This window comes from Enterobacter sp. 2VL (assembly GCF_005503595.1).
Classification (GTDB): domain Bacteria; phylum Pseudomonadota; class Gammaproteobacteria; order Enterobacterales; family Enterobacteriaceae; genus Enterobacter; species Enterobacter cancerogenus.
The window spans coordinates 78,605-102,888 of the sequence record NZ_SCNE01000005.1 but is presented as its reverse complement, the minus strand read 5'-3'; the positions used below and the strand labels follow the sequence as shown (position 1 = coordinate 102,888).

Genomic DNA, 24,284 nt, shown 5'->3' with positions numbered 1-24,284 from the left:
CTCCCTTACCCTAACCCTCTCCCGGAGGGAGAGGGCAGGAGTGAAGGGACAAAGCATTACTTCTGCGCGGCCAGCGCCTCTTTCACCCAACCATCAAACTGCTGCTGGTGGGCTTTGATCCAGCCGTCGACATGGCCTTTCACGTCCGCTTCAGACGATTTGCCGTCATGCATCATGGCGTTCTGGGCGTTGATGTCCGCCAGCGGCAGTTTCATTACCGAGAACAGCTTCGCCGCCGCCGGGTTTTTCTCAGCCCAGGCTTTGTTGGCAACGATGTGCATGGTATTGACCGGGAAGCCGTAGTTCATGCCGTTCGGCAGCTTAGTGTCAATATCTTTCTGCTCGCCAGGCAGAGAAGAGAACGGCACCTGCAGCCACACCACGTCTTTACCCGGCTTCAGTACGTCGCTCACCCAGTATGGGGTCCAGGTGTAATAGATAACCGGCTTACCCTCTTTGAAGCGGGCAATGGTATCGGCCATCATTGCCGAGTAGTTGCCGTGGCTTACGTCGACGGTTTTCTCCAGATCGAAGGCTTTATTCTGGTGGTTAATGACCGCCTCGCAGCCCCAGCCCGGTGAGCAGCCCATCATATCGGCCTTGCCGTCACCGTTGGTGTCGAACAGTTTGGCGATCTTCGGATCTTTCAGCTGTTCAATATTGGTGATGTGATACTGCTCGGCGGTTTTCTTGTCGATCAGATAACCCTGCGCCGCGCCGGTCACGAAGGTGCCTTCACGATAAAACTTCTTGTCCCCGCCCGCAGCGGCATACATGTCGTCGTGCAGCGGCTGCCAGTTAACGGCGGTGAACGTCGCATCGCCGGAGGCAATGGAGGTATAGCCCACGTTGTAATCCACTTCGCTCGGCGTGTTCACCGTGTAGCCCAGTTTTTCCAGCGCGCGGCTGACGATCAACGTCTGGAAGCTCTCTTCCGAAATGGTGCTCTGCACCGGCTGTACGGTGATGCCTTTGCCCGGCAGGTCTGCGGCAAACGTGCTGGTGGAGACAAGGGTGGCAAACGCTGTGGCAAAAAGTACCTTATGTCGCATCGTTGTTCCTTATTTTGATTTCGTGAAAGGGCGGGTGATTAACCCGACAGGGCCGGTGGTATACCAGCGACGGTTGCCGCGACTGCGTGAATCACGACCGACGGCCTGGGTCAGGCGGTCAAGAATAATGGCGAGGATCACAATGCCCACGCCGCCTACGGTAGCCAGCCCCATATCGAGGCGGCCAATGCCGCGCAGCACCATCTGGCCCAGACCGCCCACGGCGATCATCGAGGCGATAACCACCATCGACAGCGCCAGCATCAGCGTCTGGTTAACGCCTGCCATGATGGTTGGCATGGCCAGCGGAAGCTGAACCTTAAACAGCATCTGACGCGGGCTTGCACCGAACGAGCGTGACGCCTCAATGAGATCGGCTGGCACCTGGTTAATCCCCAGAATGGTCAGACGAATAATCGGCGGCAGGGCGAAGATAATGGTCACCACCACGCCCGGCACGTTACCAATACCGAACAGCATGACGATAGGTACCAGGTAGACGAACGCGGGCGTGGTCTGCATGGCATCCAGCAGCGGGCGAATGATCTTCGCCGCCCGCGGGCTTCGCGCCAGCCAGATCCCCATCGGCAGGCCGATCACCACGCAGAAGAGCAGGGCGGTTAAGACCAGCGCCAGGGTGATCATCGCCTGCGACCATGCACCAATCGCCCCGATGGCAATCAGCGAGATCAGCGTGGCGACCCCCATCCCCGCGCTGCCAAACTGCCAGGCGATCAGGGAGAACAGGATAATCGCCACCGGCGCGGGCATACCCAGCAACATCTGCTGGAAGCCGTTCAGGATGTAATCCACCGGGACGCGGATCCCCTGGAATACCGGGCGGAAGTGCGTCACCACCCAGTCGATCCCTTCGGTTACCCAGCGGTCGAGCGGGATCAGCGTTTTGTGGAACGGATCCATAATATTGAAGTGTTCAGGCGCCGGTGCAGGCGCGCTGTTGAGCCAGTCCGCCGTGCTGCCATCGGTTGGCGCAGGCGTGGATGACCCCCACGCGTCGGCAGATTGTGCAGCGCTGTCCGCTGCTTCAGTGGTGCCCCACGGGTTAGATTGATCAGCCATTGTTTGTCCCCTCGCGATCTAAAGCCTGCAGCAACATGCGTTTTGAGATGATGCCGACGTACTGTTGTTCTTCACCGACGACCGGAACGGCACAGGGTGCCTGGCCAACGTGTGAGAGCAACTCGCTAAGCGGCGTTTCGGCGTCCACGGCAAGCGGGGCGTCGATCACGGCCGCATCAATGCTCTGATTTTCAGCCAGAGCGGTTTTCAGGGAGTCGATGGAGACCACGCCAACAAATTTGTTACCGCGTTCAACCAGATAACCGTATTCTCGGTCTTCATCCTGCAGCAGTTTGAGCGCGGAGCGTGGGCCGAAGCCTGGCGTTTTGCGAATGATGCCGTTCGGCGTGCGGCGCGCAATATCTTTGGCGCTAAACACCTGGCTAATATCCACACCGCGGAAGAAGGTTCGCACATAATCATTCGCCGGATTATTGAGTATTTCATCCGGTGTACCGACCTGCACGACTTCACCGTTTTGCATAATGGCAATGCGATCGCCAATACGCATGGCTTCATCAAGATCGTGGGAAATAAATACCACGGTTCGTTGATGTTTAGCCTGTAATTTTACCAGTTCATCCTGCATTTCAGTACGAATTAGCGGATCGAGCGCGGAGAAGGCTTCATCCATTAATAAAATATCGGGATTAATGGCTAATGCGCGGGCTAATCCTACGCGCTGACGCATCCCACCAGAAAGTTCATCTGGATAAGCGTGGGCATAATTTTCAAGGCCCACCTGACGTAATGCATCCAGCGCTTTTTCCTGACGTTCAGCGGCGCCTGCGCCTGCTAATTCCATGCCAAAGGCGGTATTATCTAATACCGTCATGTGTGGCATCAGCGCAAATGACTGAAAGACCATTGCAATCTTCTTTCTGCGCACCTCGCGAAGCTCAGCATCTGATATTCTGGCGATATCCACGCCATCAATCAGCACCTGTCCACGGGTGGGTTCAATCAGGCGATTGAGAAGGCGAACCATAGTGGATTTACCCGAACCGGATAATCCCATGATGACAAAAATCTCGCCTTCTTCAATGGCCAGACTGGCGTCTTTAACGCCAAGCGATAGCCCGGTTTTATCCAGAATTTGTTCTTTCGAGAGGCCTTTCTCAATATATTTGAATGCGCGCTGCGGATGCTCGCCAAATATTTTATAAAGATTTTTCACTTCTAATTTAATTGCCATGCAATAGAGAGTGTCCTGTTATTTGTTTATGTCGATATCATTACCATGGTAAATAGTTAACTGGCATTACCCTAACATACTCAGAATCTGAGACAACCCTGGGTTTGCTTATGGCATGAATTTTGCCACAGGCGAAACGGCTGAATTTCCCATGATAGAAGGGCTGAGGGCAGTTTCAATTTTTCTCAATTTTTTGTTTCTGCATCGGGAAATTTCGCCTGTATCGAAGAGATTCAGGCGAATATGACGTGGAAATTACAGTGTAGTAGCCAGGGAAATATAAGGGAGAAACTCATGGGATTTATCATAAATTAATGAACGTTAATTATCCCCTCACGCTGCCCAGAGGGGAGAGGGCAGCGTGAGGGGAATAATGCTTTAAAAATCCCAATCCTCATCTTCAGTTTCAACCGCTTTGCCCATCACGTAAGACGATCCGGAGCCGGAGAAGAAATCGTGGTTTTCATCAGCATTGGGTGAAAGCGCCGCCAGAATGGCCGGGTTTACGTCCGCCATGTCCGGTGGGAACAGCGCCTCGTAGCCAAGGTTCATCAGCGCCTTATTGGCGTTGTAGCAGAGAAACGCTTTGACCTCGTCCTCCCAGCCGGAGCCGGCGTACAACGCCTCGGTATAGCTCAGCTCGTTGTCATAGAGATCCATCAGCAGATCCAGCGCAAAGCCTTTCAGCTCCTCGCGCCGGGCTTCGCTGACGCTCTCCAGCCCTTTCTGATATTTATAGCCAATGTAATATCCGTGTACGGCTTCATCGCGAATGATCAGACGAATCAAATCGGCGGTGTTGGTCAGCTTACCGCGGCTCGACCAGTACATCGGCAGCCAGAATCCGGAATAGAACAGGAACGATTCCAGAAATACGCTGGCGATTTTTTTCTTCAGCGGATCGTCGGCCTGATAATACTCCAGCACCAGGTTCGCCTTGCGCTGCAATGATTCGCACTCCTCACTCCAGTCGTACGCGGCGTCCACATCTTTGGTCTGACACAGGGTTGAGAAAATCGAGCTGTAGGAGCGGGCGTGAACCGCCTCCATAAAGCTGATGTTCGACATCACCGCCTCTTCATGCGGCGTCAGCGCGTCACTCATCAGCGCGGGCGCACCCACGGTATTCTGAATGGTGTCGAGCAGCGTCAGCCCGGTAAAGACGCGGATGGTCAGCTGCTGCTCGGCGTGGCTAAGCGTTTGCCAGGCCGGAATATCGTTAGATAACGGCACTTTCTCTGGCAACCAGAAGTTGCTGGTCAGGCGGTTCCACACCTCCAGGTCTTTATCGTCCTGGATCTTGTTCCAGTTAACGGCACTCACGCGTGACAGTTTCATCCTTTCTCCTTACAGCGCGCAGGACACGCAGCCTTCGATTTCGGTGCCTTCCAGCGCAAGCTGGCGCAGGCGAATGTAGTAGAGCGTCTTGATGCCTTTCTTCCAGGCATAGATCTGCGCCCGGTTGATATCGCGCGTGGTGGCGGTATCCGGGAAGAAAAGCGTCAGCGACAGACCCTGATCCACATGTTTTGTCGCCTCGGCGTAGGTATCGATGATCTTCTCCGGGCCGATCTCATACGCGTCCTGATACAGGGCCAGGTTCTCGTTGGTCATAAACGGGGCCGGGTAATAGACGCGGCCGGTTTTGCCTTCCTTGCGGATCTCAATTTTCGACACAATCGGGTGGATGCTCGACGTGGCGTGGTTAATGTAGGAGATCGACCCCGTGGGCGGCACCGCCTGCAGGTTTTGGTTATAGATGCCGTATTGCATCACCTCATCGCGCAGTTGCTGCCACATCGCGCGCGTGGGCAGCGTGACCCCGGCGCGGGCAAACAACTGGCGCACCTTTTCGGTTTTCGGCTGCCAGTCATTTTCCAGATACTGATTAAAATACTCGCCACTGGCATAGCGCGACTGCTCAAAGCCCGCGAAACGCTGGCCGCGCTCGCGCGCCAGCATCATTGAAGTGTGCAGCGCGTGCCAGGTGATGGTGTAGAAATAGAGATTGGTGAAATCCAGCCCTTCGGGGCTGCCGTAGGCTATTCCTTCGCGCGCCAGATAACCATGCAGGTTCATCTGCCCAAGGCCGATGGCGTGCGACGCGGCGTTGCCCGCTTCAATCGAGGGCACGCTGCGAATATGGCTCATGTCCGACACCGCCGTTAGCCCGCGCACGGCGGTCTCCACGGTGCGGCCAAAATCGGGGGAGTCCATGGTGTGCGCAATATTCAGCGACCCGAGGTTGCAGGAGATATCCTTGCCCACGTCGGCGTAATCAAGGTTTTCGTCATAGGTCGACGCCGCGTTGACCTGCAAAATTTCCGAGCACAGGTTGCTCATGTTAATGCGCCCGGCAATCGGATTGGCGCGGTTTACCGTGTCCTCGTACATGATGTACGGATAGCCGGACTCAAACTGGATCTCGGCGAGCGTCTGGAAGAAATCGCGGGCGTTAATGTACTTTTTGCGGATGCGATCGTCGGCCACGAGTTCATCGTAACGTTCGCTTATCGCCACGTCCCCAAAGGCTTTACCGTAAAGACGTTCGATATCGTAGGGTGAGAACAGCGCCATATCGGCATTCTCTTTCGCCAGTTGGAAGGTGATATCCGGGATCACCACGCCAAGTGACAGGGTTTTAATGCGAATTTTTTCATCGGCGTTTTCGCGTTTGGTATCCAGAAAACGCAGGATATCCGGGTGGTGCGCATGCAGATACACCGCCCCGGCTCCCTGACGCGCGCCCAGCTGGTTAGCGTAGGAGAACGCATCCTCAAGCATTTTCATCACCGGAATAACACCGGAGGACTGGTTTTCGATGCGCTTAATCGGCGCACCCGCTTCGCGCAGGTTGGAGAGCAGAAACGCCACGCCGCCGCCGCGTTTGGAGAGCTGCAAAGCCGAGTTCACCGCCCGGCCAATCGACTCCATATTGTCTTCGATGCGCAGCAGGAAGCAGGAGACCAGTTCGCCGCGCTGCGCTTTCCCGGCGTTGAGAAACGTTGGGGTGGCAGGCTGGAAACGGCCCGAGAGGATCTCATCGGTGAGTTGCACGGCCAGCGCCTCATCCCCCTGCGCCAGGGTGAGTGCCACCATCACCACCCGATCCTCGAAGGTTTCGAGATAGCGTTTACCGTCGAAGGTTTTCAGGGTGTAGCTGGTGTAATACTTCCACGCCCCGAGAAAGGTCTGGAAGCGAAAACCCCTGGCGTGCGCACGCTCGAACAGCTTAACGATGGCGTCACGCCCGTAGCGGGCGAGCACGCGCTCTTCGTAGTAGCCCTCTTTGACAAGATAATCGAGACGCTGTTGGATGCTCTCAAAAGCCACGGTGTTCGGGCGAACGTGGGCGGTAAAAAAGGCGTCCACCGCATCATGGTCTTTGCCAAACTGAATGTGCCCCTCACGATCGTAGAGGTTAAGCATCGCGTTTAATGCGTGATAATCCGGTGTCGCCTGGACTACGGGTTCTGCGGTTGTCGTTGCCAAAATTCGTTCACTCCTTTACGCACGTTTTCTACGTCCTGCTGTGTCCCCATCAGTTCAAAGCGATAGAGATACGGCACGCCGCATTTTTGAGAGATGACATCCCCGGCGCGTCCAAACGCATCGCCGAAATTACGGTTACCCGCCGCGATCACGCCGCGGATAAGCTGTCGGTTTTGAGGATCGTTAAGAAAGCGGATCACCTGCCGGGGCACGGCCCCCGCCGTTCCGCCGCCGCCATAGCTGGGCACCACCAGGATGTAGGGTTCGGTCACCTGAATCCGCTCCCGCTCGTTGAGCGGAATGCGGATCGCAGGCAACCCGACGCGCGCCATAAAGCGGAGCGTGTTTTCCGAACTACTGGAGAAGAAGACCAGCCCACTCATGCACGGGCGGCCTGGGCGGCAAGGCGGTTGATCATATCCGGGCGAAAGCCAGACCAGCTGGTTTCCCCGGCGATCACCACCGGCAACTGCCGGAAACCCTGCGCCCGCAGGGAGTCTGCGGCGTCCGGGACCGTGTCGATATTCACCATCTCAAACGCAACGCCGCGACTTTCCATGGCGCGTTTGGTGGCGTGGCACTGAACACAATTGTTACGAGTGTAAATAATAATGCTCATGATTCGTATTTCCATTTAGAATGAGAGAGCGGCGCGATGTATCGCGTCAGGTTGTGTGTATCTTGCTAAAGGGAATACTAGATGTAGTTGTGATAAGTTTCAACCATACAAGATATGGGAAATTTAGATTGATATCGCCACGATGATGAGCATAGCGGGGCAGGGTGTGCTGTACGGGTTTTTCAGCGTAGCAGGCAAAGAAAAGCCCCGGCGCCTGAGGCAACCGGGGCAGCGTTCACCGCGAATTACTTACGCAGGCTGAGCAATGCGCCGACAAAAATACCGACGGCGGCGACGGTTCCCAGCGCGCACATCGGTTTCTCACGCACGAAGGTGCTGGCGCAGCTCATCGCGTCGCAGGCGGCCTGTGAAGTGCGTGAACGGCCGTTCATCCGGGCACGGGTTTCACGCAGCAGAGACTGAGCCTTACGTTTCGCGGCATCTGCTTCGTCCTTCGCATCAGAACCCCAGGATTTCAGCACTTCCTCCAGCGTGTCCGCTAATTGGCTGACATCGTTACGAATATCCTGAGCGTCGTCGTTAATTTCGTTTCGGTTCGGTCTGTTAAACATACGATCCTCCTTAATTTTGCATTCCCGTTTAGTTTAGCTCATGAATTTAATATCTGAAGTCAGTCACGGCGTATTGCGCAGTTTATGGAATATTCTGAGGGCGCTGCTATTGCTCAATACGGTAAGGTTGCCGTGCAGGAAAAGATAACGAGGAATATATATGTATTTACGACCTGATGAGGTGGCGCGCGTTCTTGAAAAGGCGGGATTTACCATGGATGCGGTGACGACTAAAGCCTATGGATATCGCCGCGGTGAGAATTATGTTTACGTCAACCGTGAAGCGAGAATGGGGCGTACGGCTCTCATTATTCACCCGACGCTGAAAGACAGAAGTCAGACATTTGCTGAGCCTGCCTCGGATATTAAAACCTGCGATCAGTATCAGCAATTTCCGCTCTATTTAGGCGGAGAAAGGCATGAGCATTATGGTATACCGCATGGTTTCAGTTCACGCATGGCGCTGGAACGGTTCCTGCAGGGACTGTTTGGCGACGCGCAGTAAACGTGCGACTGGCCTGCGCCAGTCGCTTACCTTCCTGCTCAGGCCTGGCTGTAACGGCTGACCTTAAACAGGCGACGGCAGTAGTCGAGAAAATAACCGTACACCGCACCCATCATCATCGACACCACGATATTCGAGCTGACCGCCGCGGCGATTTGCTGCCAGCTTGCTCCTACCGTCAATAAAATCACCACATATACCGGCGACTGGAAGGTCACATACGCCAGCACATCTGCCAGATTCTTCGCCCATCCACCCGGGCTAATGCGGCGAGCAAAGCGCATCGCAGCGTCACGGTAAAACCCGTAAGGCCAGGCAATCAGGATATTGACCGGGATGGCCACCAGGCGCGAGGAGAGCGACTGCTCAAACGTCATGCCAGAGAGAACGATTTCAATCACCATGTTCACAACGGAACAGTAGACAACCATCGCGAACGTATCCGCTACCGCGTGGCGCAGGCGAGATTGCGGTGAGAACATGTCTGAACTCCTTGAAATGGACAAAATGACGGCGTTGAGCGGGTTAAGCCAGTGCATTAGGTTGGTTTGTTTATCGAGCATAGAATAAGTCTCTGGCTATAAACTAACAACTAGTGATAAATTTTTATTTGTAGGCGTTTTGTCCACAAAATTCTCTAAAATTGGTTATTTCTTACGCGCTGCGTTATTTTCTCTCTCTTACCCGCATTTATTACCACAAATCAATGTGTTGAGCTAACAGTGTGCCGAAACCTGCCTTTCATCCGGGGAGGCATTGATTGATGGGATGATTAATACGCCGGAACGCTATCCATGTGCTGAGGGGATATATGAATAATATGTTTTCAAAATATTTACAATAATGTCAAAAAGGGTCCATGGGTGGATATTGCGATAAAAATGAATTATTCTTGCAGCTTAATTTTCAATTTACCCCTCTGAAAAGGTTTTTAATTTATATGTCTTTGACGTTACAGAATCTTAATAATATCCGCACCCTTCGTGCGCTGGCGCGTGAATTATCCCTGGAAGTTCTGGAAGACGTGCTGGAAAAAGTCAGGATCGTGACTGAGGAAAAACGCACCGAGCAGGCGGAATTGGAACGGCAGCGCGCTGAACAGCAGGACAAAATTAATGCGCTGCTGGAGCTGATGAAAGCCGACGGTATTTCCCCGAGCGATCTGCTCGGCAATGAGCTGGTAAATGCAGGTCAGCCGGCGAAAAAACGTAAAACGCGTGAAGCAAAATATCGCTTTACCGACGCCAACGGTGAGGTGAAAACGTGGACCGGCCAGGGCCGCACGCCGAAGCCTATCGCGACTGCGCTGGCAAACGGTAAGAGCCTGGATGATTTCCTGATCTAATCCGTGAATCGGGCGGCAGAGTCCGCCCGGTTATTAACTTAGCAGACGCCGAAGTCACCTTCTTCGGTATACAGCACAACGTCCGCCGCTTTCAGGGTATATTTCTCGCCCTGCTCATCGCTGGCCTGCACGGCCACAATGCTTTCACCCTTCACGTCGAGCACTTTTAATTTCGGACCGCCCTGACGCGGTTGGACATAATCGCCGACAGAAAACATAGCACCTCCTCATCGTTGTAATGATCTTCACCATAGCCCACGTCCCGGACGGGGTACAGTCTAATCTGTCTGTTACTGCTTATGTGGTACGGCGGTTCCACGGCATCACTTTCAGCAATCGCGCCATGCCGCAAAAACCGGTTACGCCGGCGAACAGCAGTCCGGCCCCCACAAACCCGCTCAGCAGGAAAAAGAGGCTGGAGACGCCGTAACCCAGCAACACGCCGCAAAGGATCAGCAGCCCGGCGGCGATCTGCACCTGACGCATCAGCGGAAGCGGCTGGGTTTTGTCTTCAATGGTCGGCAGCCCGGCCTGTTTCCAGCCCTGAATTCCCCCCTCAACCACGAATGCCTGCGCAGGCGACGCCGCCTGGGCAAGACGTGCGGCATTGTTTGAGGTTCGCATCCCGGACTGACAGTGAAAAATGACCGTTTCACCGGGGGCCGGGTGTAGCTCGCCGGGTAATAAATCCAGCGGTATGGCGCGCGCGGCCGGAATATGCTCGCGGGCATACTCGTCGGCATCGCGAATATCGACAAGTTTTGCTCCCTTATCAATCAGAGCACGTGCCTGCTGCGGTGAAATAACAGGAAGTGACATGGCAGCTCCTCACGGACAGTAAAGGGATTTTAGGATGCTGATAAGCTTATGCACCGCATCGTTTTTGATGGAGTAAAGAATGCGTTGCGCTTCCCGGGTGCTGTCGATAAGCCCCTCTTCACGCATACGCGCCAGATGCTGAGAGGTGGCCGAGGGGCTTAGCCCGGTGGCGCGCGCCAGATCGCCCGCGCGGGTCCCGGGGGCGTCGCACAGCGTACACAGGATCAGCAGCCGGTGCGGATTGCTCATGGCTTTTAACAGCGTGGCGGCCTGTTCAGCGCTGGCCTGAAGTTGTTCGAGTTCAGTCATGGTTATTTAGCATTATCTTAATTAAGATAATGCTAAACTAATGGTATGGATTAAACCAGTGTCAAAAGCGTAAAAGAGGGTAAAAGGGTGCAAAAGTGATGGCGAGGGCAGGTAAACTGGCTACGCTTAGAGGGCATACTCTTTTTTAGATTCAACTGTTTAGCTTGCATGGAGATTTTATGGGTTTTTGGCGCATCGTCTTTACAATCATTCTTCCGCCACTGGGTGTTTTACTGGGTAAAGGCTTCGGATGGGCATTTATCCTGAATATCGTCCTGACGCTGCTGGGCTATATTCCTGGCCTGATCCACGCGTTCTGGGTGCAGACCAAAAGCTAGGCGCGCCAGAGTAAATCGCGATAAATTCCGGTCAGTACCCCCTCAGGGCCAAACTGTTGTTTAACCCAGCGGGTCACCTGACCGGTAGCCGCATGCTGTGTGGCAAGCAGCATGCGCGAATCCTGACGCGGGTTATTAATGCGCCGCGTCACCAGCAGCCCCTCTTCCACGGCCTCCCGCGCCATATACTCCGGTAAAAATCCAATCCCTTCCCCCAGGATCTGACACTGGCATTTGGTGTTGAAGTCCGGCACCAGAATCGCCTCCTGACCGTGCAGCAGCCAGCCCACCTTTTTGTTGATGGTGTGGGCCGTGTCTTCGACCATGATATTGGGGTACAGGCGCAGCTGGCTTTCGGCAATCGGCTCCGGGGTAAATGCCAGCGGGTGTTCGGGCGAGATCGCAAAGACCCAGCGAATCGCGCCGATCTCGGTGTAATCAATGCCGCCGCCGTCGAGCAGGGTGTCCGGCGCGCCGATGGCGATATTAGCCTGATTATTGATGATGGAATCCCACACCCCGTTGTAGACCTCGGTTGTCACCGTGATCTGGCAGGTCGGAAACTGTTTTTTCAGCACCTGCAGCAGCCGGGCGGTGTGGCGGGGCGTATACAAAAGCTGATTAATGCAGATCCTGACCCGCGTTTCGATGCCCTGCGAGATGGTGTCGATCCCGCGCTTGATGGCGTGAAAGTCGTTCAGCAGGTCGGTCGCCTTGCGATAAAAGTAAAACCCTGACTCGGTCAGCTCAATGTTGCGGGTGTTACGCACGAACAGCACCACGTCCAGCCCGGTCTCCATGCGCTTGATGGTGTAGCTGATGGCTGAGGTTGTCACGCCCAGCTCTTCCGCCGCCTTGCTGAAGCTGCTGTAACGCGCCGCCATGGTGAAGGCCAGCAGGTTCTCTTCGGTAAAGATGGAATTCATATCACTGCTCCCGTCCACCATCAGTTTTGAACATATTTTAACAACGCAGTTACACCGTATTTGAAGCGGATCACAATTTTGATGCGTAGCTACGTGCCGCGTGGCGCAAGGCTTTTTTAGCCATAAGCATAATGTCGCGCCGGGCGTAAAAACGCGGCGAAACATAAGAAAAAGAGTGCACACCCGCACATTTTGGCTGAACTGTTGAATTTAACTCAATAATGAATTGCCTGTCGATGAATGATTTTTAAGCGGATTCTTTTCCTGAAAGGCTGTTGCTATTCTCGGGACATCAGCAATGAAAAACCAGGGAGTGTGAATATGTCTGCAACTGAACTCGTGACTGAATTTCTGCTGGCGGCCGAGCAGGGAAACGTGGATGCGCTTAAAGCCTGCCTCGATAAAGGCGTGGATATCAACGCCACGAATCGCCAGAAAAGAACCGCCATTATTATTGCCAGCCTGAAAAAGCATTATCCGTGTGTGGAATATTTAATTGCCGCCGGCGCGGATATTGATAAACAGGATCAGACCTGCTTTAACCCTTTTCTGATTAGCTGCCTGACCAACGATCTTACTTTGCTGCGCATTGTGCTTCCTGCGAATCCCGATCTCGATCGCCTTACGCGCTTTGGCGGCGTGGGGATCACCCCCGCCAGTGAAAAAGGCCACGTCGACATTGTGCGCGAGCTGCTGGAAAAAACCGATATCAACGTCAACCACACCAACTTTGTCGGCTGGACGCCGCTGCTGGAAGCCATTGTCCTCAATGACGGCGGCGCGAAGCAGCAGGAGATCGTCAGGCTGCTGTTGGAAAACGGCGCGAACCCGCACATGACCGATAAATACGGAAAATCTCCCCTCGAACTGGCCCGGGAAAAAGGCTTCGATGAAATCGCCGACCTGCTGCTTGCCGCAGGCGCTTAATTAATTCGGCCAGCCCTTTCCGGCTGGCAGCGACATAAAAAAGCATTCTACCGTCGTGCGTTTTGCACGATGGCGGCCCCCTTTTATCCGCATTCAGGAGAAACCCATGCCCACCAAAATCGTTATCAAAAAGAATACCTGGTTTGATTCCGTCTCGCTCATGTCGGTATCGACCAAAGCCAATAAATTACCGGGCGTTGAGCAGGCCGTCGTGGCCATGGCGACGGAAATGAATAAGGGCGTATTACATAACCTCGGGCTGCTTACGCCGGAATTAGCCGAGGCCAAAAACGGCGACCTGATGATCGTGATTAAAGGCGAGGCGGCGAATGATGAAACGCTGGCCGCCATTGAAGCCTTATTCACCCGCAAGGAAAGTGCAGGCTCCCATGAAGCCCGCTACGCCACTATTGCCAGCGCCAAAGCCCACCGCCCTGACGCAAACCTGGCGGTGATCTCCGTCAACGGCACCTTTGCCGCCCGCGAGGCGCGACAGGCCCTGGAGAACGATCTCAACGTGATGCTGTTCTCCGATAATGTCTCCCTTGACGACGAACTGGCGCTCAAGCAACTGGCGCACCAGAAAGGACTGCTGATGATGGGGCCGGACTGCGGCACCGCCATCATTAACGGCGCGGGGCTGTGCTTCGCCAACGCCGTGCGTCGCGGATCGATCGGCATCGTCGGGGCGTCCGGCACCGGCAGCCAGGAGCTGAGCGTGCGCATTCACGAATTCGGTGGCGGCGTGTCGCAGCTGATTGGCACCGGCGGGCGCGATCTGAGCGAAAAAATTGGCGGCCTGATGATGCTCGACGCGATCGCCATGCTGGAAGCCGACGAGAACACTCAGGCGATCGTCCTCATCTCCAAGCCGCCAGCTCCTGCGGTGGCGGAGAAAGTGCTGGCCCGCGCCCGCGCCTGCCGCAAACCGGTTATTGCATGTTTCCTGGGGCGCAACGCACCGCCCGCAGACGAGGACGGCCTGCAGTTTGCCCGCGGCACCAAAGAGGCAGCCCTTAAAGCGGTGCTGCTGACCGGCATTAAACAGGAATCCCTCGATTTACACCCGCTCAACTGGCCGCTGATTGAAGAGGTACGCGCCCGCCTGACTCCGCAACAAAAGTATATTCGCGGCCTGTTCTGCGGCGGCACGCTGTGCGATGAAGCGATGTTTGCCGCGCTGGAGAAATACGACGACGTCTACAGCAACATCCAGCCCGATCCGGCAAAGCGACTGAGCGACATCAACGTCAGCCAGGCCCACACCTTCCTGGATTTTGGCGATGACGACTTCACCCACGGCAGGCCGCACCCGATGATCGATCCGAGCAACCGCATCACCCGCCTGCTGCAGGAGGCGCGCGATCCGGAAGTGGCGGTGATCGTGATGGACTTCGTGCTCGGCTTTGGCGCACATGACGATCCGGTCGGGGTGATGATCGGCGCCATACAGGAGGCGCAGGCGATAGCGAAAGCCGATAACCGTCCGCTGGTCATTCTGGGCTACGTACTGGGCACCGACCAGGATCCCCAGTCGCTGGCGCAGCAGTGCCAGCGGCTGACCGACGCTGGCGTGATTTGGGCCAGCAGCAGCACCAACACCGGCTTACTGGCCCGCGAATTTGTCTGCAAAGGGGAGAATGCATAATGACCACCTTATTTAACCAGCCGCTGAACGTGATCAACGTTGGTATTGCGATGTTCAGTGACGATCTTAAACAGCAGCACATTCCTGTCACCCACCTCGACTGGACGCCGCCGGGGCAGGGCAATATGCAGGTGGTGGAGGCGCTCGACCAGCTGGCGGACGCACCGCTGGCGGAAAAAATCGCCGCCGCCAACGCCATTGCGCTGGAGCGCATTATTCAGTCCCATCCGGTGCTGGTGGGTTACGACCAGGCGATCAACGTGGTGCCGGGCATGACCCGTACCACCATTCTTCATGCCGGTCCGCCGGTTGCCTGGGAAAACATGTGCGGTGCGATGAAGGGGGCGGTCACCGGGGCACTGGTATTCGAGGGGCTGGCGAAAGATATCGAAGACGCGGAGCGCGTCGCGGCCTCGGGCGACATCACCTTCTCGCCGTGCCACGAGCACGACTGCGTGGGTTCGATGGCGGGCGTCACCTCCGCGTCGATGTTTATGCACATCGTGGAGAATAAAACCTACGGCAACCGCGCGTTTACCAACCTCAGCGAGCAGATGGCGAAGATCCTGCGCATGGGGGCCAACGATCAGAGCGTGATCGACCGTCTGAACTGGATGCGTGACGTGCTCGGCCCGATGCTGCGCGACGCAATGAACATTCTCGGCGAAATCGATCTGCGTCTGATGCTGGCGCAGGCGCTGCATATGGGTGATGAGTGCCACAACCGCAACAACGCGGGCACCACGCTGTTGATCCAGGCGCTGACGCCGGGGCTGATTCAGGCGGGGTATCCGGTAGAGCAGCAGCGCGAAGTGTTCGAATTTGTCGCCAGCAGCGACTACTTCTCCGGCCCGACGTGGATGGCGATGTGCAAGGCCGCGCTCGACGCCGCGCACGGTATCGAGTACAGCACCGTGGTCACCACCATGGCGCGCAACGGCTACGAGTTTGGCCTGCGCGTCTCCGGCCTGCCGGGGCAGTGGTTCACCGGCCCGGCGCAGCAGGTGATTGGCCCGATGTTCGCAGGCTACAGGCCGGAAGACTCCGGGCTGGACATCGGCGACAGCGCCATCACCGAAACCTACGGCATTGGCGGCTTCGCGATGGCAACCGCCCCGGCGATTGTGGCGCTGGTGGGCGGCACCGTAGAGGAGGCCGTCGACGTCTCCCGCCAGATGCGCGAAATCACCCTCGGGGGAAACCCCAACGTCACCATTCCGCTGCTGTCGTTCATGGGCATTCCGACCGCCATCGACATCACCAGGGTAGCGGGCAGCGGCATTTTGCCGGTGATCAACACCGCCATTGCCCACAAGGACGCCGGTATCGGCATGATTGGCGCGGGCATTGTTCACCCGCCGTTTAGCTGTTTTGAAAAGGCGCTGTTGATCTTCCGCGATCGCTACTTTTTATAAGGCATGCATCCATGAAAAACATGAAACTGGAGTGGAAAAGAGGTGACTGGGCGGCGTATTTCGGGTTGATGACCAACAACCTGACCAATTTGCTGACCATGATGGGGCTGCTCATTTTTGTCGTCGGCATCCCGAAGGAGATTGTTTATGGACGTATCGCGCCAGCCTTCGGGCTGGCGGTTCTGGTGGCGAGCGTCTGCTACACCTGGTTTGGCCTGCAGATGGCGCGCCAGACTGGGCGTAACGACGTGACCGCGCTGCCGTCGGGCCCCAGCGCGCCGTCGATTTTCACCGTGACCTTTCTGGTGCTGATGCCGGTCTATCAGCAAACCGGCGATGCGGATTTCGCCATTCAGATTGGCCTGGTGTGGTGCTTCGTTGAGGCGCTGATCCTCGCGGGCGGCTCCTTCCTCGGGGAGACCATCCGCAGGATGATCCCGCGCACCGTGCTGCTGTCGTGCCTCTCTGGCCTTGGTTTGCTGCTGCTGGCGATGAACCCGATGCTGCAGGCCTTCGAAGCGCCGACGGTGTCGTTCATCGTACTGCTGCTGATTTTCATCAACTGGTTCGGCAAGAAGCCGATCTTTGCCCGCATTCCGACCGGCCTGCTGCTGTTGATCGCCGGTACTCTGCTGGCGTGGATCTCCGGCCTGCAAAGCCCGGAAGCGATCAGGGCCTCAATGTCGTCATTCGGCTTTAACCCGCCATCCGTACACATCGACGGCTTTATGCAGGGTCTGCCGCACGCGCTGCCGTATCTGGCCTCCGCCGTGCCGCTGGGGCTGGCGAACTACATCTTTGACCTGGAGAACATCGAGAGCGCCCACGCGGCGGGAGACGAATACCCGACGCGTAAAGTGATGCTGGCGAACGGCCTGGCGTCGATGCTCGGCTGTCTGATGGGCAACCCTTTCCCGGTGACGGTCTACGTGGGCCACGCGGGCTGGAAGGCAATGGGGGCCAGCATCGGCTACACCCTGGCCTCCGGCGTGACCATGTTCATCGTGCCGCTGTTCGGGCTGGGGGCCTTTATGCTCGCCATCATTCCGATGACCGCCATCGTGCCGATCCTGGTATTTATCGGCGTGGTCACCGCCAACCAGGTGGTGCGCGAAACGCCGAAGGTGGAGGTGCCCGTTATCTTCATCTGCCTGTTCCCGTGGATCGCCAACTGGGCGCTGACCATGGTGAACAGCGTGATGGGCGCGGCGGGCACCAGCGCGGCGAAAATCGGCACCGACGTGCTGCACAGTAAAGGGATTTACTACGAAGGGCTGGTGCATCTCGGCAGCGGCGCGCCGCTCGCCAGCATGCTCTGGGGCTGTATCGCCATCTTCGCCATCATCAACAAACCGCTGCGCGGCGCGGTAGCTGCCGCAGGTGGCGCGCTGCTGGCGCTGTTCGGGGTGATCCACGCGCCGGTGGTCGGCTTCGCCGAGGGCAGCTCGCTGCTGTTCGTCACGGCCTACCTGATGATGGGCGGCATGTTCGTGGTGAAGCATGTGCTGGACAGCCGGGAAGCGGCAAGCGCGGCGGCACCGGTTTCTGAATCCTGATAATGCCTGATGCCCTCACCCTAACCCTCTCCCACGGGGAGAGGGAACGTTAATCCCCCTCTCCCTATGGGAGAGGGCCGGGGTGAGGGCACCAGAACGCACTTTTTTAAAGGAAAACAAATGAAAGAGCTCATGGTCGTCGCCATCGGCGGCAACAGCATTATCAAAGATAACGCCAGTCAGTCGGTGGAACATCAGGCCCAGGCGGTAAAAGCGGTGGCTGAGTCGGTGCTGGAGATGCTGGCATCCGACTATGACATTGTGCTCACCCACGGCAACGGCCCGCAGGTGGGGCTGGATCTGCGCCGCGCCGAAATTGCCCACGAGCGTGAAGGGCTGCCGCTCACCCCGCTGGCAAACTGCGTGGCGGATACGCAGGGCGGCATCGGCTACCTGATCCAGCAGGCGCTGAACAACCGCCTGGCGGCGCGCGGCGAGCAAAAAGCGGTCACCGTTGTTACGCAGGTGGAGGTGGATAAAAACGATCCGGGCTTTACCCATCCCACCAAACCCATTGGCGCGTTCTTCAGCGAGGCGCAGCGCGATGCGCTCCAGCTTGAGCATCCGGCATGGCAGTTCGTTGAAGATTCTGGCCGGGGCTATCGTCGCGTGGTGGCCTCGCCGCAGCCGTTGCGCATTGTGGAAGCCGATGCCATTAAAACGCTGACGCAAAAAGGCTTCGTGGTGATAGGCGCGGGCGGCGGCGGTATCCCGGTGGTCCGTACGCAAGCGGGCGAGTATCAGAGCGTGGACGCGGTGATCGATAAAGATCTCTCCACCGCGCTGCTGGCGCGCGAGATCCACGCCGACGTGCTGGTCATCACCACCGGCGTAGAGAAAGTGTGCATCAACTTCGGCAAGCCGAACCAGCAGGCGCTGGACCGGGTGAGCGTGGCGCAGATGACGCGCTACAGGGAGGAGGGACACTTCCCGGCGGGCAGTATGCTGCCGAAAATCGTTGCCTCTCTGGAATTCTTGCATCACGGCGGCAAACGCGTGGTGATTACCTCGCCGGACTGCCTGGCCGCGGCGCTGCGCGGCGAAACCGGTACCCATATTGTTAATGAAGGAAGATAAGATGAAAGAGAATAAAAGCCGCCGCGAGTTTATTAGCCAGAGCGGCAAAATGGTCACCGCCTGCGCGCTGTTTGGCGCGACCGGTTCCGTCGCGTATGCTGCCGATAGCGCAAAGCCAACCTGCGAGGCCGGCAAACCAATGAGCATCACCGCAAAACACTACTACCTGGATAACGTGCTGCTGGAGGCCGGATTTACTTTCGACGGCGGGGTGGCGACAAGCACCCGTACCGAGCTGAAAATGCTGGAGATCCGGGACGGCAAAATCGTCGCCCTGCGCGACAACCAAAGCCACGCCGACGCCACGCTGCCGCGCTATGACGCGGGCGGTAAACTGATGCTCCCGGCGATGCGCGATATGCATATCCACCTCGACAAAACCTTTTACGGCGGCCCGTGGCGCTCGCTTAACCGCCCGGCGGGCACCACCATTCAGGATATGATCCGCCTTGAGCAAAAGCTGCTGCCGGAGCTGCAGCCCTATACTCAGGCGCGTGCAGAAAAGCTGAGCGACCTGATTCAGTCGAAAGGCTCCACCATCGCCCGCAGCCATTGCAACATCGAGCCGGTATCCGGCCTGAAAAATCTCGAAAACCTGCAGGCGGTGCTGGCGCGTCGCAGCGCAGGATTTGACTGCGAAATCGTGGCCTTCCCGCAGCACGGCCTGCTGTTATCTAACTCTGAAAAGCTGATGCGCGAAGCGATGCAGGCCGGGGCGCACTACGTGGGCGGGCTGGATCCGACTAACGTGGACGGCGCAATGGAGAAGTCGCTTGATACCATGTTCCAGATTGCGCTGGACTACGACAAAGGGGTGGACATCCACCTGCATGAAACCAGCCCGGCGGGCGTGGCGGCGGTGAATTACATGGTGGAGACGGTAGAAAAAACGCCTGAACTGAAGGGTAAATTGACCATCAGCCACGCCTTCGCGCTGGCGACGCTGAACGAACAGCAGGTGGACGAGATCGCCACCCGCATGGCGGCGCAGCAGGTGACCATTGCCTCCACGGTGCCAATTGGCACACTGCACATGCCGCTGAAGCAGCTGCGCGATAAGGGCGTGTTTGTCATGACCGGCACCGACAGCGTGATCGACCACTGGTCGCCGTACGGTCTGGGGGACATGCTGGAAAAAGCCAACCTTTACGCCCAGCTCTATATCCGCCCGAACGAGCAGTCGCTCTCCCGGGCGTTGGGTATCGCCACCGGTGACGTGCTGCCGCTGAACGAGAAAGGCGAGCGCGTCTGGCCGAAAGCGCAGGATGCCGCCAGCTTTGTGCTGGTGGATGCCTCCTGCTCCGCCGAGGCCGTGGCGCGCATTTCACCGCGTACCGCGACGTTCCATAACGGCAACCTCGTCTGGGGGACGGTGGGCTGATGTGCATTTCTCCCTCTTCACGTGGGAGAGGGAGGGGTGAGGGCATCAGGCCGCATCTTTTGTAGGCCGGGTAAGCGCAGCGCCACCCGGCAATGTTTTATACTGGCTGCCATACACTCAAAGAGGGATCTTCCATGGCACAAAACATCTACGACAACCCGGCATTTTTTGAAGGCTACGCTCAGCTTCCGCGTTCGGTGCAGGGCCTGGATGGCGCGCCCGAGTGGCCTGCGCTGAAAGCGATGCTGCCGGATTTAAACGGGAAAACGGTTATCGATCTCGGCTGTGGTTACGGCTGGTTCTGCCGCGTGGCCCGCGAGCTGGGTGCTGCTGAGGTCACCGGCGTCGATATCTCTGAAAAGATGCTCGCCCGCGCGGCGGAGCTGACGCACGACACGCGGATCCACTATCAGCGTAGCGATCTGGAATCGTTAGCGCTGAAAGAGAATAGCCTCGATCTGGTCTACAGCTCGCTGGCGCTGCACTACCTGCCCGAGCTGGACACGCTGTTCAAAAACGTTCAGCGTGCGCTTAAGCCGGGCGGCTTTCTGATCTTTTCGATGGAGCACCCGATTTACACCTGCGCGACCCGCCAGGGCTGGCTGACCGACGACAACGGCGAGCGGTTCTGGGGCGTGAATCAATATCAGGATGAGGGCCAGCGGGTGAGCAACTGGCTGGCGGACGGCGTCATCAAATACCACCGCACGCTGGGCACCACGCTCAACGCGCTGATTGGGGCGGGATTAACCGTAAGCCACGTCAACGAATGGGGACCAACGCAGGCGCAAATTGACGCCTGGCCCGCGCTGGCTGAAGAGGCTGAACGCCCGATGCTGGTATTAGTCGCTGCCCGTAAGGCTCAGTAACCTACCGTATATACCCGTCCGCTCTGCACCCCTTCCACGCTGCGGCGATAGGCCTGCGCCACGCGCGCGGCGGGGACGCTTTCAAAACCCGGGAAGAAACCGTCATAAGCGTCGGCGGACTCGGTGAGTACGGTCGGGCTAATCAAATTGATGCGGATCCCGCGCGGCAGTTCGCAGGCGGCAGCGCGGACGAACCCTTCCAGCGCGGCGTTCACCGTGGTGGCATTCACCCCCTGGGTAATCGGCTCGTGCGCCACAATGCCGCTGATAAGCGTGATGGAGCCCCCCTCGTTCAGGTAATGTTGCCCGGTCAACGCCAGGCGTACCTGTCCCAGCAGTTTGTCCTGTAAGCCCTGGTTGAAATCGCTGTCTTTCATGGTAGAGAGCGGGCCGAAGTGCAGACCACCGCTGGCAGAGACGATGGCATCCACCTTACCCACCGAGTCAAACAGCGCGCTGACGCTCTCCTGAGAGGTGATGTCCACCTGCAGATCGCCCTGCGTGCGGCCCACGCGGATCGTCTCATGACGACGGCTCAACTCCTCCGTCACCGCCCGACCGACCGTACCGCTGGCACCAATAATCACGATTTTCATAGCCGACTCCTTATGTTGTGAGCATGCATTCTTTAATAAATAAGAAGTCGGATAAACTGGGCTAAAGTTAGAGGATTACTAACCAGAGGTTTGCAATATGGATAAGCTACGCGGCATGGAGACCTTTATCGCCGTGGTTGAAAGCGGAAGTTTTACCGGCGCGGCGTCCAGGCTTGAGATGTCGGCGGTGATGGTCGGGAAATACATCGCCCAGCTGGAATCGCGCCTTGGCACGCGCCTGCTGGAGCGCAATACCCGCCGCCAGAGTTTAACCGACGCCGGGCGCGTCTATTACGATGAGGCAAAGCGGGTGCTGGAGCAGGTCACCATTGCCGAAAGTGCGGTCGAACGGCTGCGCGCCACGCCCGCCGGAACGCTGCGCGTCACCGCCCCCACGTCGTTTGGCGGATGCGTGATAGCGCCACTCACCGCCACGTTTTTACAGCGCTACCCGCAGGTGCGCGTCGAACTCGATCTGACTAACCGCCGGGTCGATTTGGTCGAGGAAGGGGTCGATCTGGCAATTCGCATTGGAGACATGCATGCCGACGATGTTGTCGCGAAATATCTGTGCCCCTACCGGATGGTGATCTGCGCCGCGCCGGACTATCTGGCACGCTACGGTACGCCGCAAACGCCTGCCGACCTGGTGGATCATCTGTGTCTTTCCCATACGGTGTGGACCGCGCGCAACGAGTGGCGGCTGCCGGGCGTGGAAGGGGAGGTGCGCTGGAAACGCGATGCGGTGTTGCGCTGTAACGACGGCTACGGGTTACGCATGGCGGCCCGGGCGGGCGCGGGGCTGCTGCTGCAACCGGAGGTGCTGGTGGCGGAAGAACTGGCAAGCGGCAGGCTGGTTCGGGTGCTGGAGCACTACACCCCAACGCCGAGGCCGGTAAATCTGCTGTGGCGACAGGATTTACGCCCGCTGCCAAAACTGACCGAATTTATTGCGCATCTTATCCGACACGCGTTGGCCTGATATTTCTCTCCCCCGGATGGCGGGGGAGGAAATAAGGATAACGACAAGGGAAATAAGCGTAGCGTACGAACGGGATTTATTTTTGAATATGATTGACGCGAACGACAGGCGGTGAGGATTTTTTATCCAGACTCCCGTTGATGGAGAGCATATTATCAGGTTCTACCGTTCGGCCATCAAATACTGCCTTTGGAATGACGAGATCTATTTCACCCGTTTTATCACGGAAACGGTATTTGTCCCCGGAGCCGTCGATCAAATTCCCGCGCAGTGAAATGGTGGCCCCGTCGTGCATCTCTTTAGCCTGCTCGACCGTCATGATACGTGCATCCTCGGCACCGCGATATCCGTCGTCCAGGGCATGCGGTGGCGGTGGTGCCTCGCCTTTTTTCAATCCACCGTTATCGTCTGCCCAGGCCGTTGACATCAGCAGGCAGCAAAATAAGGGTGCGTAGGAAAATTTCATTCTTGCCTCCGGTAGCGTGTTGGCTTGACTTATTAAGCCTGGTTGCTATTGCTTAATCTGGCAAACGAGATGTGTCTTAAAAGGGCTTTTCCTTATAAATCATAAGGATGATTAATTTAATGGAATGCACGGGGTGACAAATGGCGGGATTTGATGGTGAAGAAGATACCTTACCCGGCGTAAACGAGAGTCGTCTGGCACTGAATTTTGAAGCCGCCTGTCAGCGCCTGGGGCTGGTCCTTCTTTTACTGATTATTTTATTGGCCGTGGCGGGCGTTTTCTCTAACGGCTATGTCAGCACGGCAACAAAAGAAAATACCGCCAAAACGCTGACGGTTAATTATGAGCGTTATGGGCGATTGCAAACGGAATATAAGCTGGCCTTTACGGCGAAGGGACTACAGGCAGACCATTATGAGTTTCGCCTGGGGGGTGATTTTAATAAGGCATTCCAGCCCGGCAGTATTACGCCGCAGCCGGACAGCATGTTCAGCCGGGGTAATACGCTGCACCTGATCTATAACAACGTCAGCAATAAACAGGATTTCACCGTCTGGCTGTATATCACCCCTACGCAATTCGGGAATACGGTCAGTTCGCTTGGTCTGAATAACCAGCCGGACATCACCTTCCGGCAATTTATCTACCCCTAGGAGAACGATATGGAGATGGTATTCCGTGCCCTGGCGATTTATCTGATTCTGCTGGTGGTATTTAAAATCGCCGGTCGTCGCGCGTTGCTGCAGATGACCAGCTTCGATCTTATCCTGCTGCTCATTATCAGCGAAGCCACCCAGCAGGCGCTGCTGGGAAATGATTTCTCCGTTACCGGGGCCATGCTCACCATTGTCACGCTGGTGGTGGTCGATATTCTGTTTGGTATTGCGAAGAAATATTTCTCCGGCGCCGAGAATCTGCTGGATGGCACGCCGGTGATTCTGGTGGAAAACGGCATGCCTTTTACCGATAAACTTAAAAAGGTGGATGTCTCCTGCGACGATATTCTGGTCGCCGCGCGGCAAAACCAGGGGATCACCGAGTTCAGTAAAATCAAATATGCCATCCTGGAGCGCAACGGCCACATCTCAATTATTCCTGTTGAAAGTTAAAAGGTG

Annotated in this window: 28 protein-coding genes; 13 read left to right on the top strand and 15 right to left on the bottom strand. The window is 56.8% G+C overall.

The features are described from left to right. Window positions 1–56: 56 nt before the first annotated feature. The 8 genes from proX to FFS28_RS13630 all read right to left on the bottom strand — a co-directional run bounded on the left by proX (window position 57) and on the right by FFS28_RS13630 (window position 8,010). Window positions 57–1,052: a glycine betaine/L-proline ABC transporter substrate-binding protein ProX gene (proX, locus tag FFS28_RS13665; RefSeq protein ID WP_006178146.1), complete on the bottom strand. Its 996-nt coding sequence runs from the start codon at window positions 1,050–1,052 to the stop codon at window positions 57–59. A 9-nt stretch (window positions 1,053–1,061) separates the two neighbouring features. Continuing rightward, window positions 1,062–2,132: a glycine betaine/L-proline ABC transporter permease ProW gene (gene proW, locus FFS28_RS13660; protein ID WP_137849821.1), complete on the bottom strand. Its 1,071-nt coding sequence runs from the start codon at window positions 2,130–2,132 to the stop codon at window positions 1,062–1,064. Then, the gene (gene proV, locus FFS28_RS13655; RefSeq protein WP_137849820.1) at window positions 2,125–3,327 is read right to left on the bottom strand and encodes a glycine betaine/L-proline ABC transporter ATP-binding protein ProV; all 1,203 of its coding nucleotides are present in this window, start codon (window positions 3,325–3,327) and stop codon (window positions 2,125–2,127) included. Before proV ends, proW begins: the two co-directional genes overlap by 8 nt. 378 nt (window positions 3,328–3,705) lie before the next feature. After that, a complete protein-coding gene (nrdF, locus tag FFS28_RS13650) occupies window positions 3,706–4,665 on the bottom strand; it encodes a class 1b ribonucleoside-diphosphate reductase subunit beta (RefSeq protein ID WP_101737087.1) in 960 nt (319 codons plus the stop codon). 9 nt (window positions 4,666–4,674) lie between these two features. Next, complete coding sequence (nrdE, locus tag FFS28_RS13645; protein ID WP_137849819.1) at window positions 4,675–6,819, bottom strand: class 1b ribonucleoside-diphosphate reductase subunit alpha; 2,145 nt, start codon at window positions 6,817–6,819, stop codon at window positions 4,675–4,677. Beyond that, window positions 6,792–7,202, bottom strand: a complete 411-nt coding sequence (gene nrdI, locus FFS28_RS13640; protein ID WP_058608491.1) for a class Ib ribonucleoside-diphosphate reductase assembly flavoprotein NrdI — start codon at window positions 7,200–7,202, stop codon at window positions 6,792–6,794. Before nrdI ends, nrdE begins: the two co-directional genes overlap by 28 nt. Further along, window positions 7,199–7,438: a glutaredoxin-like protein NrdH gene (gene nrdH, locus FFS28_RS13635; protein WP_042321774.1), complete on the bottom strand. Its 240-nt coding sequence runs from the start codon at window positions 7,436–7,438 to the stop codon at window positions 7,199–7,201. Before nrdH ends, nrdI begins: the two co-directional genes overlap by 4 nt. A gap of 245 nt (window positions 7,439–7,683) precedes the next feature. After that, window positions 7,684–8,010, bottom strand: a complete 327-nt coding sequence (locus FFS28_RS13630) for an ElaB/YgaM/YqjD family protein (RefSeq protein ID WP_006178139.1) — start codon at window positions 8,008–8,010, stop codon at window positions 7,684–7,686. Window positions 8,011–8,170: 160 nt separating this feature from the next. Here FFS28_RS13630 and FFS28_RS13625 point away from each other — a divergent pair, with 160 nt between their 5' ends. Further along, window positions 8,171–8,515 (top strand): DUF2002 family protein, encoded by a 345-nt coding sequence (locus FFS28_RS13625; protein ID WP_006178138.1) that lies wholly within the window; start codon window positions 8,171–8,173, stop codon window positions 8,513–8,515. Between the two features lie 38 nt (window positions 8,516–8,553). Here FFS28_RS13625 and alaE read toward each other — a convergent pair whose 3' ends face one another. After that, complete coding sequence (gene alaE, locus FFS28_RS13620) at window positions 8,554–8,997, bottom strand: L-alanine exporter AlaE (RefSeq protein WP_137849818.1); 444 nt, start codon at window positions 8,995–8,997, stop codon at window positions 8,554–8,556. 458 nt (window positions 8,998–9,455) lie between these two features. On the opposite strand from alaE, the gene stpA reads away from it, so the two are divergent. Further along, complete coding sequence (gene stpA, locus FFS28_RS13615; protein ID WP_137849817.1) at window positions 9,456–9,860, top strand: DNA-binding protein StpA; 405 nt, start codon at window positions 9,456–9,458, stop codon at window positions 9,858–9,860. 38 nt (window positions 9,861–9,898) lie between these two features. Here the strand turns inward: stpA and FFS28_RS13610 are convergent, their stop codons facing one another. The 3 genes from FFS28_RS13610 to FFS28_RS13600 all read right to left on the bottom strand — a co-directional run bounded on the left by FFS28_RS13610 (window position 9,899) and on the right by FFS28_RS13600 (window position 10,988). Then, entirely contained in the window at window positions 9,899–10,078 is a 180-nt protein-coding gene (locus FFS28_RS13610; protein ID WP_058608490.1) for a GDFGVC terminal motif YodC-like protein, read from the bottom strand. A 79-nt stretch (window positions 10,079–10,157) separates the two neighbouring features. Beyond that, complete coding sequence (locus FFS28_RS13605) at window positions 10,158–10,679, bottom strand: rhodanese family protein (RefSeq protein ID WP_137849816.1); 522 nt, start codon at window positions 10,677–10,679, stop codon at window positions 10,158–10,160. A 9-nt stretch (window positions 10,680–10,688) separates the two neighbouring features. Then, the gene (locus FFS28_RS13600; RefSeq protein ID WP_137849815.1) at window positions 10,689–10,988 is read right to left on the bottom strand and encodes an ArsR/SmtB family transcription factor; all 300 of its coding nucleotides are present in this window, start codon (window positions 10,986–10,988) and stop codon (window positions 10,689–10,691) included. 179 nt (window positions 10,989–11,167) lie between these two features. On the opposite strand from FFS28_RS13600, the gene FFS28_RS13595 reads away from it, so the two are divergent. Next, window positions 11,168–11,326 (top strand): YqaE/Pmp3 family membrane protein, encoded by a 159-nt coding sequence (locus FFS28_RS13595; protein WP_006178132.1) that lies wholly within the window; start codon window positions 11,168–11,170, stop codon window positions 11,324–11,326. On the opposite strand, the gene FFS28_RS13590 is transcribed toward FFS28_RS13595, so the two are convergent. Continuing rightward, window positions 11,323–12,252, bottom strand: a complete 930-nt coding sequence (locus FFS28_RS13590; RefSeq protein ID WP_137849814.1) for a LysR substrate-binding domain-containing protein — start codon at window positions 12,250–12,252, stop codon at window positions 11,323–11,325. The two genes, FFS28_RS13595 and FFS28_RS13590, sit on opposite strands and share 4 nt — an antisense overlap. Window positions 12,253–12,573: 321 nt before the next feature. Here FFS28_RS13590 and FFS28_RS13585 point away from each other — a divergent pair, with 321 nt between their 5' ends. The 7 genes from FFS28_RS13585 to FFS28_RS13555 all read left to right on the top strand — a co-directional run bounded on the left by FFS28_RS13585 (window position 12,574) and on the right by FFS28_RS13555 (window position 21,125). Further along, the gene (locus FFS28_RS13585) at window positions 12,574–13,179 is read left to right on the top strand and encodes an ankyrin repeat domain-containing protein (protein ID WP_042321764.1); all 606 of its coding nucleotides are present in this window, start codon (window positions 12,574–12,576) and stop codon (window positions 13,177–13,179) included. A 106-nt stretch (window positions 13,180–13,285) separates the two neighbouring features. Then, window positions 13,286–14,827 carry an acyl-CoA synthetase FdrA gene (fdrA, locus tag FFS28_RS13580; RefSeq protein WP_137849813.1) on the top strand — a complete coding sequence of 514 codons (1,542 nt, stop codon included), beginning with the start codon at window positions 13,286–13,288 and terminating at the stop codon, window positions 14,825–14,827. After that, window positions 14,827–16,242, top strand: coding sequence for a YlbE family protein (locus FFS28_RS13575; RefSeq protein ID WP_171007412.1), 1,416 nt, complete (start codon window positions 14,827–14,829; stop codon window positions 16,240–16,242). The genes fdrA and FFS28_RS13575 overlap by 1 nt, the downstream gene beginning before the upstream one ends. An 11-nt stretch (window positions 16,243–16,253) precedes the next feature. After that, window positions 16,254–17,798: a xanthine permease gene (locus FFS28_RS13570; protein ID WP_101737091.1), complete on the top strand. Its 1,545-nt coding sequence runs from the start codon at window positions 16,254–16,256 to the stop codon at window positions 17,796–17,798. Window positions 17,799–17,918: 120 nt separating this feature from the next. After that, window positions 17,919–18,875 (top strand): carbamate kinase family protein, encoded by a 957-nt coding sequence (locus FFS28_RS13565; protein ID WP_006178126.1) that lies wholly within the window; start codon window positions 17,919–17,921, stop codon window positions 18,873–18,875. Window position 18,876: 1 nt separating this feature from the next. After that, a complete protein-coding gene (locus tag FFS28_RS13560; protein ID WP_137849812.1) occupies window positions 18,877–20,256 on the top strand; it encodes an amidohydrolase family protein in 1,380 nt (459 codons plus the stop codon). Between the two features lie 134 nt (window positions 20,257–20,390). Beyond that, window positions 20,391–21,125 carry a class I SAM-dependent methyltransferase gene (locus FFS28_RS13555; protein ID WP_137849811.1) on the top strand — a complete coding sequence of 245 codons (735 nt, stop codon included), beginning with the start codon at window positions 20,391–20,393 and terminating at the stop codon, window positions 21,123–21,125. Here the strand turns inward: FFS28_RS13555 and FFS28_RS13550 are convergent. Next, window positions 21,119–21,721 carry a short chain dehydrogenase gene (locus tag FFS28_RS13550; RefSeq protein WP_137849810.1) on the bottom strand — a complete coding sequence of 201 codons (603 nt, stop codon included), beginning with the start codon at window positions 21,719–21,721 and terminating at the stop codon, window positions 21,119–21,121. The two genes, FFS28_RS13555 and FFS28_RS13550, sit on opposite strands and share 7 nt — an antisense overlap. Window positions 21,722–21,818: 97 nt before the next feature. Here FFS28_RS13550 and FFS28_RS13545 point away from each other — a divergent pair, with 97 nt between their 5' ends. After that, the gene (locus FFS28_RS13545; protein ID WP_006178122.1) at window positions 21,819–22,703 is read left to right on the top strand and encodes a LysR substrate-binding domain-containing protein; all 885 of its coding nucleotides are present in this window, start codon (window positions 21,819–21,821) and stop codon (window positions 22,701–22,703) included. A 76-nt stretch (window positions 22,704–22,779) separates the two neighbouring features. Here the strand turns inward: FFS28_RS13545 and FFS28_RS13540 are convergent, their stop codons facing one another. Next, complete coding sequence (locus tag FFS28_RS13540; protein WP_042321754.1) at window positions 22,780–23,169, bottom strand: YdeI family stress tolerance OB fold protein; 390 nt, start codon at window positions 23,167–23,169, stop codon at window positions 22,780–22,782. 140 nt (window positions 23,170–23,309) lie between these two features. Between FFS28_RS13540 and FFS28_RS13535 the strand changes: the two genes are divergently transcribed. Then, window positions 23,310–23,822, top strand: a complete 513-nt coding sequence (locus FFS28_RS13535; RefSeq protein ID WP_137849809.1) for a hypothetical protein — start codon at window positions 23,310–23,312, stop codon at window positions 23,820–23,822. Between the two features lie 9 nt (window positions 23,823–23,831). Further along, window positions 23,832–24,278 (top strand): DUF421 domain-containing protein, encoded by a 447-nt coding sequence (locus tag FFS28_RS13530; RefSeq protein WP_006178119.1) that lies wholly within the window; start codon window positions 23,832–23,834, stop codon window positions 24,276–24,278. The last annotated feature ends 6 nt before the right edge of the window (window positions 24,279–24,284 follow it).